10 protein-coding genes are annotated in these 15235 nt (G+C 66.7%); 3 read left to right on the top strand and 7 right to left on the bottom strand.

Annotation, left to right across the window (positions count from 1 at the left end; genetic code table 11):
• Positions 1–44: 44 nt before the first annotated feature.
• Positions 45–1439 (top strand): amino acid permease, encoded by a 1395-nt coding sequence (locus F3J44_RS01115; protein ID WP_167270498.1) that lies wholly within the window; start codon positions 45–47, stop codon positions 1437–1439.
• Here the strand turns inward: F3J44_RS01115 and mrdA are convergent.
• From mrdA to nhaA, 4 genes are all read right to left on the bottom strand, one after another.
• Positions 1417–3309, bottom strand: a complete 1893-nt coding sequence (gene mrdA, locus F3J44_RS01120; protein WP_167270092.1) for a penicillin-binding protein 2 — start codon at positions 3307–3309, stop codon at positions 1417–1419. The genes F3J44_RS01115 and mrdA overlap by 23 nt on opposite strands.
• A gap of 263 nt (positions 3310–3572) precedes the next feature.
• Positions 3573–5084, bottom strand: coding sequence for a nucleobase:cation symporter-2 family protein (locus tag F3J44_RS01125; RefSeq protein ID WP_167062223.1), 1512 nt, complete (start codon positions 5082–5084; stop codon positions 3573–3575).
• Positions 5085–5231: 147 nt separating this feature from the next.
• A complete protein-coding gene (locus F3J44_RS01130) occupies positions 5232–6611 on the bottom strand; it encodes an 8-oxoguanine deaminase (protein WP_167270094.1) in 1380 nt (459 codons plus the stop codon).
• A gap of 123 nt (positions 6612–6734) precedes the next feature.
• Positions 6735–8093, bottom strand: a complete 1359-nt coding sequence (nhaA, locus tag F3J44_RS01135) for a Na+/H+ antiporter NhaA (RefSeq protein ID WP_167062217.1) — start codon at positions 8091–8093, stop codon at positions 6735–6737.
• Between the two features lie 448 nt (positions 8094–8541).
• On the opposite strand from nhaA, the gene F3J44_RS01140 reads away from it, so the two are divergent.
• Complete coding sequence (locus F3J44_RS01140) at positions 8542–11391, top strand: HD domain-containing phosphohydrolase (RefSeq protein ID WP_167270096.1); 2850 nt, start codon at positions 8542–8544, stop codon at positions 11389–11391.
• Positions 11392–11403: 12 nt separating this feature from the next.
• On the opposite strand, the gene F3J44_RS01145 is transcribed toward F3J44_RS01140, so the two are convergent.
• From F3J44_RS01145 to F3J44_RS01155, 3 genes are all read right to left on the bottom strand, one after another.
• Complete coding sequence (locus F3J44_RS01145) at positions 11404–11733, bottom strand: DUF202 domain-containing protein (RefSeq protein WP_205299613.1); 330 nt, start codon at positions 11731–11733, stop codon at positions 11404–11406.
• The gene (locus F3J44_RS01150) at positions 11726–12112 is read right to left on the bottom strand and encodes a YidH family protein (protein ID WP_240158157.1); all 387 of its coding nucleotides are present in this window, start codon (positions 12110–12112) and stop codon (positions 11726–11728) included. The genes F3J44_RS01145 and F3J44_RS01150 overlap by 8 nt, the downstream gene beginning before the upstream one ends.
• Before the next feature lie 356 nt (positions 12113–12468).
• A complete protein-coding gene (locus tag F3J44_RS01155) occupies positions 12469–14172 on the bottom strand; it encodes an FAD-dependent oxidoreductase (RefSeq protein ID WP_167270102.1) in 1704 nt (567 codons plus the stop codon).
• Between the two features lie 185 nt (positions 14173–14357).
• On the opposite strand from F3J44_RS01155, the gene F3J44_RS01160 reads away from it, so the two are divergent.
• Positions 14358–15134: an IclR family transcriptional regulator gene (locus F3J44_RS01160; RefSeq protein ID WP_167270104.1), complete on the top strand. Its 777-nt coding sequence runs from the start codon at positions 14358–14360 to the stop codon at positions 15132–15134.
• Positions 15135–15235 lie beyond the last annotated feature (101 nt).

Below are 15235 nucleotides of genomic sequence, written 5' to 3' on the forward strand. Positions count from 1 at the left end.
AAAAAGCCGGCGCGGTCCCGGCCAAGTCCCTCGAAGGCTCAACGATGTCGCTGCAATCGAACCAACCTGCTGCACTGCACCACGGCCTGACCTCGCGCCAGGTGTCCATGATCTCCATCGCCGGCATCATCGGCGCCGGGCTGTTCATTGGCTCGTCCAAGGCAATTGCCTCGGCCGGGCCCGCCATCCTCATTTCCTACGCCCTGACCGGCCTGCTGGTGCTGCTGGTGATGCGCATGCTCGGCGAAATGGCGGTGGCCAACCCCAACAGCGGCTCCTTTTCCACCTACGCCGGCGAGGCCATCGGGCCTTGGGCCGGGTTCACCATCGGCTGGCTGTACTGGTGGTTCTGGGTGCTGATCATTCCGGTCGAGGCCATTGCCGGTGCCGATATCCTGCATGCCTGGTTCCCGGCGATACCGTCCTGGCTGTTCGCGTTCCTCATCATGGCGCTGCTGGCCTGCAGCAACCTGGTGAGCGTGAAGAACTTTGGCGAGTTCGAATTCTGGTTCGCGCTGGTGAAGGTGCTGGCCATTGCCGCCTTCATCGTCGTGGGCGGCATGGCGGTGCTGGGCTTCTGGCCGCTAGCGGAGGTTTCCGGCGTCAGCCAGCTGTGGGCCAATGGCGGGTTCGTGCCCAACGGTTGGGGCGCGGTGCTGGGCGGCGTGCTGATTACCATCTTCTGCTTCTTCGGCGCGGAGGTGGTGACCATCGCCGCCGGCGAAACGGCCAACCCCAAGGAGAAAATCCGCCGCGCCACCAACCTGGTGGTGTACCGCATCGCGATCTTCTACCTGCTGTCGGTGTTCCTGGTGGTGGCGCTGGTGCCCTGGAACGACCCGGCGCTGAAAACGGTCGGCTCGTTCCAGCGCGTGCTGGAACTGCTCAACGTGCCGGGCGCCAAGCTGGTGGTGGACCTGGTGGTGCTGGTGGCCGTTACCAGCTGCATGAACTCCGGCCTGTACACCGCCTCGCGCATGCTCTATTCCCTGGGCGCACGTGGCGAGGCCTTGCCGCTTACCCGGCGCGTGTCGGCCAGCGGCGTGCCGGTGGCGGCGGTGCTGCTGTCGACCCTGGCAGGCTTTGCCGGGTGCCTGGTCAACTACGTGTTCCCAGGCAAGGTGTTCAGCTTCCTGCTGTCGACCACCGGCTCGATCGCGCTGCTGGTGTACCTGGTGATCGCCGTTTCCCAGCTACGCATGCGCGCCCGCGCCGAGCGCGAAGGCACCGAGCTTGCCTTCAAGATGTGGCTGTTCCCCTGGCTGACCTGGGCGGTGATCGCCGCCATCTTGCTGGTGCTGGGCTACATGCTGGTCAACGAAGCCTACCGCTACGAGGCGCTGATGACGGCCGGGGTGACCAGTTTCATCCTGCTGGTGTGCGTGACCCGGCGCCGGCTGGGGCTACTGCACAGCCCTAGCCATGCGGAGCAGGCTTGACCTGCGCGGTGCCTGCGTACTGCGGCTTGAGGTGCCCCTGCTCGTCGAGCAGGTAGGCATCCATCACCTCACGCACCACCGGCCCTGCCACCCGGCCACCGGCCTCGCCGTTCTCGATCATCACCGCCACCACCACGCTGGGGTGGTCGGCGGGGGCGAAGCCGACGAACAGGGCGTTGTCGCGGTGGCGTTCGAGGGTTTTGTTGCGGTTGTAGCGCTCACCCTGCTTGATCGCCACCACCTGCGCCGTGCCGCTCTTGCCAGCGATGCGGTACTGGGCGCCGGCGGCTGCGGCGCGGGCGATGCCGCGCGGGTCGTGCATGACCATCTGCATGCCGAGATTGACCTGGTCCCAGGCGTGGCGGTCGTGCAGCACGATGTCGGGCATGGGGTTGGGGTCGACCGGTGTTTCGCCGCCCACGGTCATCGCCAGGTGCGGGCGGTGCCACACGCCCTTGCTGGCCAGCAGGCTGGTGGCCTGGGCCAGCTGCAGCGGGGTCACCTGCATGTAGCCCTGGCCGATGCCGAGAATCAGCGTTTCCCCAGGGAACCAGGCCTGGCGCCGGGTGGCGCGTTTCCACGCCTGTGACGGCATCAGCCCGGGGGCTTCCTCGAACATGTCCAGGGACACCTTCTGGCCCAGGCCGAACTCGCTCATGTAGTCGTGCAGGCGGTCGATGCCCAGCTTGTGCGCCAGGTCGTAGAAGTAGGTGTCGTTGGAACGCATGATGGCGGTGTACATGTCCACCCAGCCGTCACCGCTGTGGTTCCAGTTGCGGTACTTGTGGTCGTAGTTGGGCAGCTCGTAGTAGCCGGGGTCGAACACCCGGCTGCCGGGGGTGATCACGCCGCTGTCCAGGCCGGCGATGGCCACTTCCGGCTTTACCGTCGAGCCAGGCGCGTACAGGCCGCGCAGCACACGGTTGAACAGCGGCCGGTCGATCGAGTCGCGCAGGGCCGCGTACTGCTTGAAGCTGATGCCCTTGACGAACAGGTTGGGGTCGAAGCTTGGGTTGCTGACCATGGCCAGCACGTCGCCGTTGGCCGGGTCCAGTACCACCACCGCGCCGCGGCGGTCACCCAGGGCTTTTTCCGCGGCCACCTGCAGGTGCGAATCAAGGCTGAGGACGATGTCTTTGCCGGGGATCGGGTCTTTGTGGTTGAGCACGCGCATCACCCGGCCCTGGGCGTTGGTTTCCACTTCCTCGTAGCCCACGTGGCCGTGCAACTGGGCCTCGTAGAAGTGCTCGATGCCGGTTTTGCCAATCGACTGGGTACCGCGGTACTCGGTGCTGTCGAGGGTCTTGGCTTCTTTTTCGTTGATCCGCCCGACATAGCCCACCGAATGGGCGAAATGCTCGGCCAGGGGGTATTCGCGGATGAACTGCGGCTCTACGTCCAGGCCCGGCAGGCGGAACTGGTTGACCGCGATCAGGGCGATTTGCTCCTCGCTCAGGCCGACCATCAAGGTCACTGGCTCGAACGGCTTGCGGCCACGGCGCAGGTCCTTGTCGAACTGTTTGCGGTCGTCTTCGCCCAGGCTGAGGATTTGCGCCAGGGTGTCGAGCACCTTGGCCGAGTCACCGGCGCGCTCGCGGGTCATGGTCAGGTCGAAGCTGGGTTTGTTGTCGGCCAGCACCACGCCGTTGCGGTCATAGATAAGCCCGCGTTCGGGGGCGATCGGCAGGATGTGCACGCGGTTGTTTTCCGACACCGCGCTCTGCTGGTCGTGCTGCAGCACCTGCAACACGTAGAGCCGGCCCACCAGGACGGCGCACAGGCTGAACACCAGGGCGGCGCAGGCCAGCAGCCGGCGGTTGACCAGGTGTTTTTCCTTTTCGTGGTCCTTGAGGGGGATTGGTTGCGGCATGGGGGCTCTGTACAGTAGCGGAGTCGGCGGGCGAGGGCTTCGCCCTCGTTCGCGGGGCAAGCCCGCTCCTACAGGGAAACGCAATCACCTGTAGGAGCGGGCTTGCCCCGCGAATGGGCCGCCCAGCGGCCCCGGGGCCGGCGATGCTACGCAACCCCGCCCCGCGCCTCAAGGCAAGCGCCCCTCCAGGCACACCCCGAAACCGCGCACCCACCCCACCATCAGGGCGTTAAGGCCCAACATGAAGATTTGTTCATGTAGCGTCAGTGCGCAGGCTCGGCCTGTTTCCTGGCCGGCGCCGGGCCATGCCCGTGCGCCTCATCGGCCTCGACGATCGGCACCTCCTTGCCCTCGCAATCGAACAACTTGCCATCGCGGAAGAAGTCGCCCTCGTTCAGCCAGGCCACATCGCGGTAGCGCAGGGTGCGCTCGCTGGCGGCGACGAACACCGACTGCTGGTCGGAGTTGCCGGCGCGCAGGTGGTTGAACAACAGGTTCAGCACGATGGCCATGATCGCCGACGAGCTGATGCCGGAATGGAAGATGGTTTCGAACCAGCTTGGGAAGTGGTGGTAGAACCCTGGCGCTGCAATCGGGATCATGCCGAAACCGATGGAGGTGGCAACGATGATCAGGTTCATGTTGTTGCGGTAGTCCACCTGGGCCAGGGTGCGGATGCCGCTGGCCGCCACGGTGCCGAACAGCACCACGCCGGCGCCGCCGAGCACCGCGGTGGGCACGGCAGCCACCAGCCGGCCCATCACCGGCAACAGGCCGAGGGTGACCAGGATCAGGCCGGCGCTGGCCACCACGTAGCGGCTCTTCACCCCAGTCACGGCCACCAGCCCGACGTTCTGCGCGAAGGCGCTTTGGGTGAACGAGCCGAACAGTGGCGCCAGGGCGCTGGAGATCATGTCGGCGCGCAGGCCGTTGCCCAGGCGCCGGGCGTCGACGTCGGTGCCGATGATCTCGCCCACGGCCAGGATGTCTGCCGAGGTTTCGACCATGGTCACCATGATTACGATCAGCATCGACAAAATCGCCGCCAGCTGAAATTCCGGGGTGAAGTGCAGCACCTCGGGCAGCGCCACCGAGGGGCCGTTCAGCGCCTGGGAAAAGTCGGCCATGCCGAACGCCATGGCCACCCCGGTGCCGATGACCATGGCCAGCAGAATCGACAGGCGCGAAATGCTCGCGTTGCCCAGCTTGCTCAACAACAGCACGCAAGCCAGGGTGAACGCCGCCAGGCTGATATTGGCCGTGCTGCCGAAGTCAGCGGCCTGGCTGTTGCCACCCATGGCCCAACGCGCCGCCACCGGCATCAGGGTCAGGCCAATGGTGGTGATGACGATGCCGGTGACCAGGGGCGGGAAGAACTGGATGATGCGCGAGAACAGCGGGGTAATCAGCAGGCCGATCAGCGACGAGGCGATCACCGCGCCAAGGACCACCTGCAGGCCGTTGGTGCCGTCGTTGCCAATGATCGCGACCATGGTCGCCACGCTTGCGAACGACACCCCCTGTACCAGCGGCAGCCTGCAGCCAAAGAACGGCACGCCAAGGGTTTGCAGCAAGGTGGCCAGGCCGCCGGCGAACAGCGAGGCGGCGATCAGCATGCCGACATCGGTGGAAGAAAGGCCAGCGGCCTGGCCGATGATCAGCGGCACGGCGATCATGCCGCCGTACATGGTCAGTACATGTTGCAGGCCATAGGCGAAGTTGGCGCCAAGGCCGAGGTTCTCGTCTTCCGGGCGAGGTGTAGCGGGAGAGGTCATGGTGAGTAGCTCGCTTTTGTTATTGTCACGCGTCTAACTGCACGGTTTCAGTCGCATTCGGGTGAAGCAGGGTGCCAGCAAGGGTGTTGCACGGTCGCAGCCGGGCGCGCCGCGCTCCTGCGAGCGCGGCGGCCTGGGGGGTTCAGGTTATTCGCCGCTGACCAGTTGCAGGGCCAATTGGTTGTGGCGTTCCAGCACTCGCGGCAGGTCGACGGTGGTGATCCGGCCATCCTGCACCACCACCCGGCCATTGATGACGCTGGTGTCGACGTGGGTGGGGGTGCAGAACACCAGGGCCGCCAGCGGGTCATGCAGGGCGCCGGCGTAGGCCACATGGCCCAGGTCGAAGGCGACGAAGTCGGCGACCATGCCCGGGGCCAGGGCGCCGATGTCGTTGCGGTTGAGCACCTTGGCGCCGCCCAGTGTGGCGATCTCCAGGGCTTCGCGGGCGGTCATCGCGTCCGGGCCGAAGCCTACGCGTTGCAGCAGCAGGGCCTGGCGCACCTCGCCGATCATGCTGGCACCATCGTTGGAGGCCGAGCCATCGACGCCCAGGCCCACCGGCACGCCGTGGTCGCGCATCTTGCGAACGGGGGCGATGCCCGAGGCCAGGCGCATGTTCGAGCACGGGCAGTGGGCCACCCCCGTGCCGGTGCGGGCGAACAACTCGATGCCGTGCTGGTCGAGCTGCACGCAGTGGGCGTGCCACACATCGTGGCCAACCCAGCCGAGGTCTTCGGCGTATTCGGCAGGGGTCATGCCGAACTTTTCGCGACTGTAGGCGATGTCGTTGACGTTTTCTGCCAGGTGGGTGTGCAGCGACACGCCGTACTGGCGCGCCAGCACTGCGGCTTCGCGCATCAGGTCGCGGCTGACCGAGAACGGCGAGCAGGGCGCCACCACCACCCGCAGCATCGAGCCGTGGCTGGCGTCGTGGTAGTCCTCGATCAGGCGCTGGGACTCCTTGAGGATGTCGCTTTCCTTCTCCACCACCGAGTCCGGCGGCAGGCCGCCCTGGCTGCGGCCCACGCTCATGCTGCCGCGCGCGGCGTGGAAGCGCATGCCGATCTCGTTGGCGGCATGGATGCTGTCGTCGAGCTTGCAGCCGTTGGGGTAGATGTACAGGTGGTCGCTGGAGGTGGTGCAACCGGACAGGATCAGCTCGGCCATGGCCGTCTGGGTCGACACCGCGATCATTTCCGGGGTCAGCCGCGCCCAGATCGGGTACAGGTTGGTCAGCCAGTTGAACAGCTCACCGTCCTGGGCCGCCGGCACCACGCGGGTGAGGCTCTGGTACATGTGATGGTGGGTGTTGACCAGGCCGGGGATCACCACCTTGCCGCGCATGTCCAGCACCACGTCGGCGTGCTGGGGAAGGCTGTCGCTGGGGCCGACCTGCTTGATCAGGTTGTCTTCGATGTACAGGCCGCCGCCTTTGATCTCGCGGCGTTCGCCGTCCATGGTGACCAACAGTGCGGCGTTCTTGACCAGTAAAGTCTTGGGGGAGTGTTGACGAGGAGCTTGCATGGCTTGAGCCTGGCGCAATACGCAGCGACGTTGGCCGGTGTCGTAGGCGCCCAGGGCATGTAAGCAAAGTTTGAAATTTTTGTATACAAGAAAATGACCGGGGCCCGCAGGCCCCGAATCGGTTCAGCCCGCTTGCAGCGGGGCTTTGGCGTTGGCCTTGCGCATCGCCAGCACGCCCCAGGCCAGGCCGAGCACGGCAGCGATCACCGAACCCGACAGCACCCCAAGCTTGGCCGCGCCCAGCGCGCCAGGGTCGCTGTAGGCCAGGTTGGCGATGAAGATCGACATGGTGAAGCCGATGCCGGCCAGCAGGCCGATCAGGGTGATGCCGCGCCAGTCGACCTGCGCCGGCAGGCTGCACCAGCCCAGGCGTACCATCAGCCAGCTGACGCCGATGATGCCCAGCGGCTTGCCCGCCACCAGGGCCACGGCCACCGCGGTCATCACCCAGTGCGGCCCTTCGGCCGACAGGTCGATGCCCGACAGCCCCACCCCGGCGTTGGCCAGGGCGAACAGCGGCATGATCGCGTAGGCCACCCACGGGTGCAGGGCGCCGCCCACGCGGGTTACCGGTGCCACCAGCTCGCGCTGGGCCAGGCGCAGGCGCTTGAGGGGGTCGATCAATTCGCCGGTGTCTGCTGCCGGTGCCTTGGCACGGCCGAGCAGGTCATGGGTGAAGCGCGAAATCGCATCCACCGGGCGCTCGCCCAACGGCATGGCAACCACTGGCGTCATCAGGCCAAGCACCACGCCGGCCAGGGTCGGGTGGGCACCGGTCATCAGCATGCCAACCCAGGTGATGGCGCCGGGAATCACATAGGCCCAGGCCGAGCCGATGCCAATTTTCTGCAGCGCGATCACCAGCAGCAGGCCGACGGCCGCCACGCCGAAGCCGCTGTAGTCGAGGCCGCCGGAATAGAAGATGGCGATAATCAGCACCGCGATGATGTCGTCGATGATCGCCAGGGCCAGCAGGAACACACGGATGTTGGAGGGAATCGACTTGCCGAGCAGCGCGAGCACGCCCACGGCAAAGGCGATGTCGGTGGCAGTGGGCACGGCCCAGCCCTGTTGTTCGGCCGGTGCATGGCCGAACGCCAGGTAGATCAGCGCCGGCACGGCCACGCCGCCAACCGCCGCGGCCATGGGCAAGGTGGCCTGGCGCAGGCTGGCCAGGGCGCCCTCGTGGATTTCCCGGCGAATTTCCATGCCCACCACCAGGAAGAAGATGGTCATCAGGCCATCGTTGATCCAGAAGTGCAGGGACTGCGAATAGCTCAGCGAGCCGAGGGTAAAGCCGATCGGGGTGTGCCACAGGGCGTCGTAGCTGGCAGCGGCGGGTGAGTTCGCCCAGATCAACGCCGCGATGGCGGTAATCAGCAGCACAATGCCGCTCACGGCCTCGATGTGCAGGAAACGCTCGAAATGGGCGAAGGCACGCTGGGCCAGACGCTGGGCACGCGTCAACTTGGTCTTTTGCATAGGCGCAAAGGCTCCCGCATGGCGGCCCGACCAGCGTTGTTCTTTAACCTGCCTCACTGCACGTTGCAGCTAGCACCCGGGAAGGATTTTAGCGGGCAAGCGCCGGGAGGCCAAGGGCGAATGGCCATTCAGGCAGGTTTTTGCCGGGATTGCGCACAGCAATCCCCTGTAGGAGCGGGCTTGCCCCGCGAACACCGGCGAAGCCGGTGCCATCCACCGCGTCTCCCTCAGCATTGAAATCTGCAATATCGCCGTGCCACTATCGAGCATGCCTCGCTGCCAGCGAACGCCTTTCGCCCAGCACATTCATCTCGGCTGATTACACTGTTGAAATCGCCACATAAGGAATGCCGCGGATGGTCTGGGTGTTGCTGGGTCGTGCTGCCGGGTCGGCAGGTCGCCTGTGGGCGAGCAGGGGGTGGCGCGTGCGTTCGGGGGGCGGGCAGCCATGAACACGCCTGGCCGGGGCATTTCCCTGCAGTGGATGGTGGCCCTGGCCATCATGCTCGGCATGCTGCTGCTCGGCGCGGGCCTGGCCTGGCAAGGCTACCGCGGCATCAGCCAGACCCTGGTGGCCGCCGCCGGGGATGCTGCCCAGCAGGTTGGCAAAACCATCGATGAACGCGCCCGGCGGCTGGTGGACCCGGCGCAGAGCAGCATTCGCCTGCTGGCCTTCAACCCTGCCGCTGGCACCCTGGCCCAGCGCCTGGCGCAGCTGCCGCAATTGGTCGAGAACCTCGACGCCAACAAGATGCTCAGCGCCGCCTACGTCGGCTACCCCAATGGCGAGTTCCTGCTGGTGCGCCGGCTGGTCGACCCCGAGCTGCTGCAGCGCTTCGCCGCCCCGGCAGGCACGCGCTTTCTGGTGCAAACCATGAGCCTGGGCGAGGGCGGGGCGATGCTGGGCGAGTGGCGTTTCTACGACAGCGCGCTGACGCTGCTGTTGGCCAAGGCCATGCCGGACTACCACTACGACCCGCGCCAGCGCCCCTGGTTCGTCGACGCCGTGCAGCGCACCGGCACGGTGCTGACCCGCCCCTACGTGTTCTTCACCACCCGCGAGATCGGCCTGACCATGGCCCAGCGCAGCACCGACGGCGTCGCGGTGATCGGCATGGACGTCTCGGTCGACGACCTGGCCAGCGAAACCCGCGACCTGCGCATGACCGCCGGCACCGAAATCGCCGTGGTCGATGACCAGGGCAGTGTGGTGGCCTACCCCGACCTGCTGCGGGTGATCGTGCATGAGGGCAGCCATGTTCGGCTGTCGAATGTCACCGAGCTGGGCATCCCCAGCCTGCAGCGGATCTACGCCGAGCAGCCGCAAAGCACTCGCCCGGCGCTGTACCAGGTGGGTGGCCAGGCCTGGTACGGCATGCGCGTGCCGCTGACGACCCTGGCCGGCCAGCAATTGCAGGTACTGATGGCGGTACCGGCCCACGAGCTGCTGGCGGGGGCGCGCAAGGTGCTGTTCGAGCAACTGCTGTGGACGGCGGCGCTGATGGCCGTGCTGTTGTTGCTCGGCGGGCTGATCGGGCAGCGTATCGGCCGCCCGCTGCACCAGCTGGCCGAGCAGGTGCGCGGCCTGGCCGACTTCGACTTCAGCCGCGAAGTCGGGGTGGCGTCGCGGGTGAGCGAAGTGCGCGAGCTCAGCCGCGTGCTCAGGCGCATGTCCGGCACGATTCGCAGCTTTCAGGCGATCACCCTGACGCTCAGCCGTGAAACCCAGCTGGAGCGCATGCTCGACGGCGTGCTCAAGCACCTGGTGGACGCTGCGGGCGTCAGTGGCGGCGCCGTGTACCTGTACGACACCGAGCAACAGCAACTGCGCCTGGCGGCCGCCTGCCGGGGCGATGGTTACCCCGCCGCGCTGGCGGTACCTGAAAGCGACCTCGGCGACCTGGCCGCGACGGTTACCCAGGCCTTGGAATTGCGCGGGCGCAGCCTTGCGGTGGTGCTGGATGACCGTAGCCAGCAACGGCTTGGCATTCTTGTGTTGCAGTTGGGCGGCGAGGCGGCGGCCAGTGAGGTGAGTGGGCCGTTCCGGCGCTTTGTCGAAGAGTTGTCCGGCGCAGCCGCCGTGGCCATTGAAACCCGTCAGCTGGTCGAGGCTCAGCAACGCTTGCTGGACGGCATGATCAAGCTGCTGGCCGACGCCATCGATGCCAAGAGCCCCTACACCGGCGGCCACTGCGAGCGTGTGCCGCAACTGGCGCAGATGCTGCTGGACAAAGCCGTGCAGGCCGACAGCGGGCCGTTTGCCGGCTTCAGCATGAGCGAGGCCGAACGCTACGAGTTTCGCATCGCCGCCTGGCTGCACGACTGCGGCAAGATCACCAGCCCCGAATACGTGGTGGACAAGGCGACCAAGCTGGAAACCCTGTACAACCGCATTCACGAAATCCGCATGCGCTTCGAAGTGCTTTGGCGCGATGCCGAGCTTGCCTACTGGCAAGGCCTGGCCCAGGGCGGGCAGCCCGGCGCATTGCAACAGGTGCTGGCGCAGGCCCGCGCGCAATTGCAGGAAGAGTTCGCCTTCGTCGCCAAGGCCAATATCGGCGGCGAATTCATGGAGCAGGCCGACATCGACCGCTTGCAGCGCATCGGCGAGCGCCGCTGGCAGCGCCATTTCGACAACCGCCTGGGCATTTCCCGCGATGAAGCGCAGCGTTTTGCCGAAGTGCCGGCGCCGCCCTTGCCGGTGGCCGAGCCGCTGCTGGCCGACCGCCCGGAGCACCGCGTGCCCTGGGGGCCACGCAAGCCACCGGTGGCCAAGGACGACCCGCGCAATGTCTGGGGCTTCGACATGCGGCTGCCGGCCCATGCCAGCAACCATGGCGAGTTGTACAACTTGGCGATTCGCCGTGGCACGCTGAACGACGAAGAACGTTTCAAGATCAACGAACACATCGTGCAGACCCTGATGATGCTCACCGCGCTGCCCTTCCCGCGGCAACTGCGGCGGGTGCCGGACATCGCCAGCAACCACCACGAGAAGATGGACGGCAGCGGCTACCCACGGCGCCTGCGCATGGGCGAGCTGAGCGTTGCCGAGCGGGTGATGGCGATTGCCGATATCTTCGAAGCGCTGACGGCGGCCGACCGCCCGTACAAACCGGCCAAGACCTTGTCCGAGTCGGTGAAGATTCTGGTGTTCATGGCCCGTGACCAGCATGTCGACGGGCAGTTGCTCAAGCTGTTTCTTGGCAGTGGGGTGTACCGCGAATACGCCGAACGCTTCCTGCGCCCCGAGCAGATCGACGCCGTGGACGTGCCGTACTGGCTGGCGCAGCTCTAGCCGCCAGGGCCGTCACCAGGCCAGGATCGCGGCCAGTTCCACCACACACAGGGCGGTGACGCACACGGCCAGCATCAGGTTCACGGCAACACCCGAGGCGATGGTTTCGGCGCGCAGCCCCACCACGTGGCGCTGGTAGCGCCGCCGCAGGCGCAGCCAGGCGGCCCCGGCGGCCAGCAGGCACAGCACCGCCGGCACCACTGCCAGCCAGCGGTGGTGCGGCACCCAGCGCAGGAAGAAGCAGCTGCACACCACCATGGCCAGGATGGTCCGGCGCCAGGCCAGCAGGGTGCGCTCCGGTTGCAGCCCGTCATCGACGTGGCCGTTGTCGGCCTCAGGCATGGAAGAACACCGCATAGGCGAACACCACCATCACCAGCGATACACCGATCGACAGCGCGGGCGCGATCAGTGGGAAGGGCAGCGGGCGTTTCTGGCGCATGGCCCGCTCGACGTTGAGCCAGCGCACGAAGGCCGGCAGGCTCAGCAGCAGGGCCAGGCAGATCAGCGCCACGGCCAGCAGGCGGCGTGTGCCGGCGCTGAAGATTTCTGCGGTGAACATGTCTATGGCGATGCCGCTGGCCAGCAGTGCCAGGGAGGTGCGAATCCAGGCTAGGAAGGTGCGCTCGTTGGCCAGGGTGAAGCGCGGGTCCGGTTCCTGGCCGTCGGCGAGCAACTTGTTGGCCAGCCAGCCGCGTGAGCGCTCGGGGTTGGTGTTCAAAGGCGGGGTTCCTCCTTGGGTGAAGGTCGGCGGTGGGTTGATGGGTGGGGTGTTTTGGGGGCGGTGGTGTTCGCCTTGGGGGTTGTGTTGCCGGGGAGATCGAGCGCCGCCCGCGCGGCGCATCGCGAGCTGCGCTCGCTCCTACGTCAGTTTCAGGCGCAGCGGCACAGGCATAACTGGCCCGAAACAAACGTAGGAGCGAGCGTAGCTCGCGATGCGCCGCGCGGGCGGCGCTCGATCTCCCAGGCGCCAAACACCCCAAGCCATGCACCCCTAACCCCCACACCCACTCAACACTCTGCCCCCAGTTTTAAGCGCAACCCCGACCAATGTCCATGCCCGAATCTGCCCTGCGCTCATTCATACCCCTTTGCGCCGCTCAGGTGCCTCCCCGCGACATAGCCAAAGGTCAACGCCGGCCCCAGGTTGATGCCACCGGACGGATACCATCCACCGAACACGCTGGCCATGTCCGTGCCCGCCGCATACAAGCCCGCAATGGCTTGGCCGCTGGCATCCAGCACCCGGGCGTGGCCGTCGGTGCGCAGGCCGGCGAAGGTGCCGAAGCAACCCGGCTGCACTTTCACCGCATAGAACGGCCCCTGTTCAATGGGCGCGACGCAGGGGTTGGGGCCCGGGTGCCGAGGGTCGCCCTGCTTGCGGTTGAACGCGGTGGAGCCACGCCCGAACGCCGGGTCCTGGCCGTTGCGTGCATGGCTGTTGAACGCCGCCACCGTGGCACTCAGCCCCGCCGGGTCGATGCCACAGGCTGCGGCCAGCTGTTCGAGGGTGGCGCCGCGCTTGAGGTAGCCGCTACGCACATGCGGCCCCACCGGCAGCGGTGCTGGGCGGGCGTAGCCAAGGCCATAGCGGCGCTGGAAACGGTGGTCGCAGATCAGCCACGAACAGGCCGGCTCACCCTGCGGCACGGCCGCCAGCATGGCCGACACGTAGTCGTAGTAGCCGTGCGCCTCGTTGACGAAGCGCTTGCCGTTGGCCAACACGCCGATGATGCCAGGCTTGCCGCGCTCGATGATGTGCGGGAAGTGGCCGACGCTGCCATCGCGGTGCGCCACCTTGGACACCGGCGCCCAGGCCACCGGCGACTTGAGGTCGGTGGCCACCACCCCGCCGGCGGCTTCGCCCAATCTCAGGCCATCGCCGCTGCAACCCGGCGGGGGCAGGGCCAGGTGCTCATGCGCACGGATGCCCTCGGGCAGCAGCTGCTGGCGGCGGGCGCTGTCGTTGGGGAAGCCGCCTGCAGCCAGCACCACGGCGCCGGCGCGGATCGAGCGCTGGCCTTGCGCAGTGTCCACCACGGCGCCCACCACCTTGCCATCTTCCACCAGCAGGCGCCTGGCCGGGCTCGACGTCTGCAATTGCACGCCCAGATCTGCCGCCGACTTCGCCAGGCGCGCCACCAGTGCCACGCCATTGACCAGGTGCATGGCCCGGCCGTAGCGGGCCAGGTGGTAGAGGTGGCGAGCGAAGCGCTTGCACACGTGCAGCAAGGCGCGTGGCGAGCGGGTGAGGTTGAGGAACGCGGCAAGGTCGGCCCCGGCCATGATCGGCATGCCCAGGAAGGCAGTTTCGCGCATCGTGCGGCGCAGGCGCGGCAGCAGCGCGCCCACTTCGCGGGCGTCGTAGGGCGCTGCGATCACCTGGTGCCCGCCCAGGGCAGCGCCGGGGGTGTCGCCGTGCATGTCGGGAATGGCGTTGCCCTCGGCGAACTGCAAGGCAGTGTGCTTTTCGAAAAAGGCGACCATGTGCGGGCAGGCTTCAAGAAAGGCATCGACCCGTTCGGCGTCGTACTGCTCGCCCAGCTCATGGCGCAGGTAGGTGCGCGCTTGTTCGATGTCCTCGACGATGCCGGCCCGCCGTGCCAACGGGTTGCGCGGCACCCACGCCCAGCCGCCGGACCAGGCCGTGGCGCCGCCCAATACCGGGTCCTTTTCCACCACGATCACCTTCTGCCCATGCCAGGCGGCCGTCACCGCCGCCGCCAGCCCGGCCGCGCCGGAGCCGATGACCAGTACATCGCAGTCGGTTGAATGGGGCATTGGGGCAACTCCTGGTTATTATTGGAATCAGATTCCATATTCTTGCGAGCCTGCCCGGCATCACGCAAGCTGGGCGGGCAACTTGTGGTCGATAACCGGACACTTCAGCGCAGCCCTGCCTGTTCTGCTATCGACGCCATGGAATCATCTTCTAGAATTCGCCCACTTTTTCAGGGACACATGTCATGGCCGGTAGTCAGATCGAACGCGCCTTCAGCCTGGTGGAAAGCCTTGCCGGCGAACCCCATGGCCTGCCTTTGCAAACCTTGGCCGAGCGCCTGGACATCCCCAAGAGCGCAGCCCACCGCATGCTCACCGAACTGGTGCGCCTTGGCTACGTGCGGCAGAACCGCGACAACAGCCGTTACCAATTGTCTGCCAAGCTGGTGGCCATGGGCTTTCGCTACCTGTCCAGCAGCGGCGCCGACATCATCCAGCCGATTATCGACCGGCTGGCCCAGGACAGCGGCGAGCTGGTGCGCCTGGGGGTGATCGACGGTGGCCGGCAAACCTGGATCGCCAAGTCCCAGGGCGCCCGCTCGGGGCTGCGCTACGACCCGGACATGGGCCGTGACGCACCGCTGTTCTACACCGCCTCCGGGCACGCCTGGCTGGCCAGCCACAGTGACGAGCAGGCGCTGCAGATGGTGTTGCGCCAAGGCATCGCCGACCCTACGCACTTCGGCCCCAACGCGCCGCGTTCCACCGACGACCTGCTGGGCTACCTGCAACGCGCCCGCGAGCGCGGCTATGCCTGGGTCGAGCAAACCTCGGCGCTGGGCACCTCGGCCCTGGCCGCCGTGGTGCAACGCCCGCAAAGCACCGAGGTGATCGGCGTGCTGAGCATTGCCGGGCCCAGCGCACGCCTTGCACCGGCGCGCCTGGCCGAGCTGGCGCCGCTGCTGCTGGCCGCAGCCCAGGAACTGTCGGCAGCAAGCCTGGCGAGCGAGCTGTTCGCCTGATTTGTGGTCGATAACCGCACAGCTTATTAGCCGGGGTGTTCTGAAAAGCTGAACAGGGTTCTACATTGGTAAATGTCGATTCTGGAACCTGGTTCCATAAC

The sequence above is a fragment of the Pantoea sp. Tr-811 genome, from assembly GCF_011752535.1.
Classification (GTDB): domain Bacteria; phylum Pseudomonadota; class Gammaproteobacteria; order Pseudomonadales; family Pseudomonadaceae; genus Aquipseudomonas.

What these genes read in the sequence shown, in the direction of transcription:
- mrdA (WP_167270092.1), bottom strand. Translation starts at nt 3,309, where the DNA reads ATGCCGCAACCAATCCCCCTCAAGGACCACGAAAAGGAAAAACACCTG.
- nhaA (WP_167062217.1), bottom strand. Translation starts at nt 8,093, where the DNA reads ATGCAAAAGACCAAGTTGACGCGTGCCCAGCGTCTGGCCCAGCGTGCC.
- F3J44_RS01125 (WP_167062223.1), bottom strand. Translation starts at nt 5,084, where the DNA reads ATGACCTCTCCCGCTACACCTCGCCCGGAAGACGAGAACCTCGGCCTT.
- F3J44_RS01130 (WP_167270094.1), bottom strand. Translation starts at nt 6,611, where the DNA reads ATGCAAGCTCCTCGTCAACACTCCCCCAAGACTTTACTGGTCAAGAAC.
- F3J44_RS01115 (WP_167270498.1), top strand. Translation starts at nt 45, where the DNA reads ATGTCGCTGCAATCGAACCAACCTGCTGCACTGCACCACGGCCTGACC.
- F3J44_RS01160 (WP_167270104.1), top strand. Translation starts at nt 14,358, where the DNA reads ATGGCCGGTAGTCAGATCGAACGCGCCTTCAGCCTGGTGGAAAGCCTT.
- F3J44_RS01155 (WP_167270102.1), bottom strand. Translation starts at nt 14,172, where the DNA reads ATGCCCCATTCAACCGACTGCGATGTACTGGTCATCGGCTCCGGCGCG.
- F3J44_RS01140 (WP_167270096.1), top strand. Translation starts at nt 8,542, where the DNA reads ATGAACACGCCTGGCCGGGGCATTTCCCTGCAGTGGATGGTGGCCCTG.
- F3J44_RS01145 (WP_205299613.1), bottom strand. Translation starts at nt 11,733, where the DNA reads ATGCCTGAGGCCGACAACGGCCACGTCGATGACGGGCTGCAACCGGAG.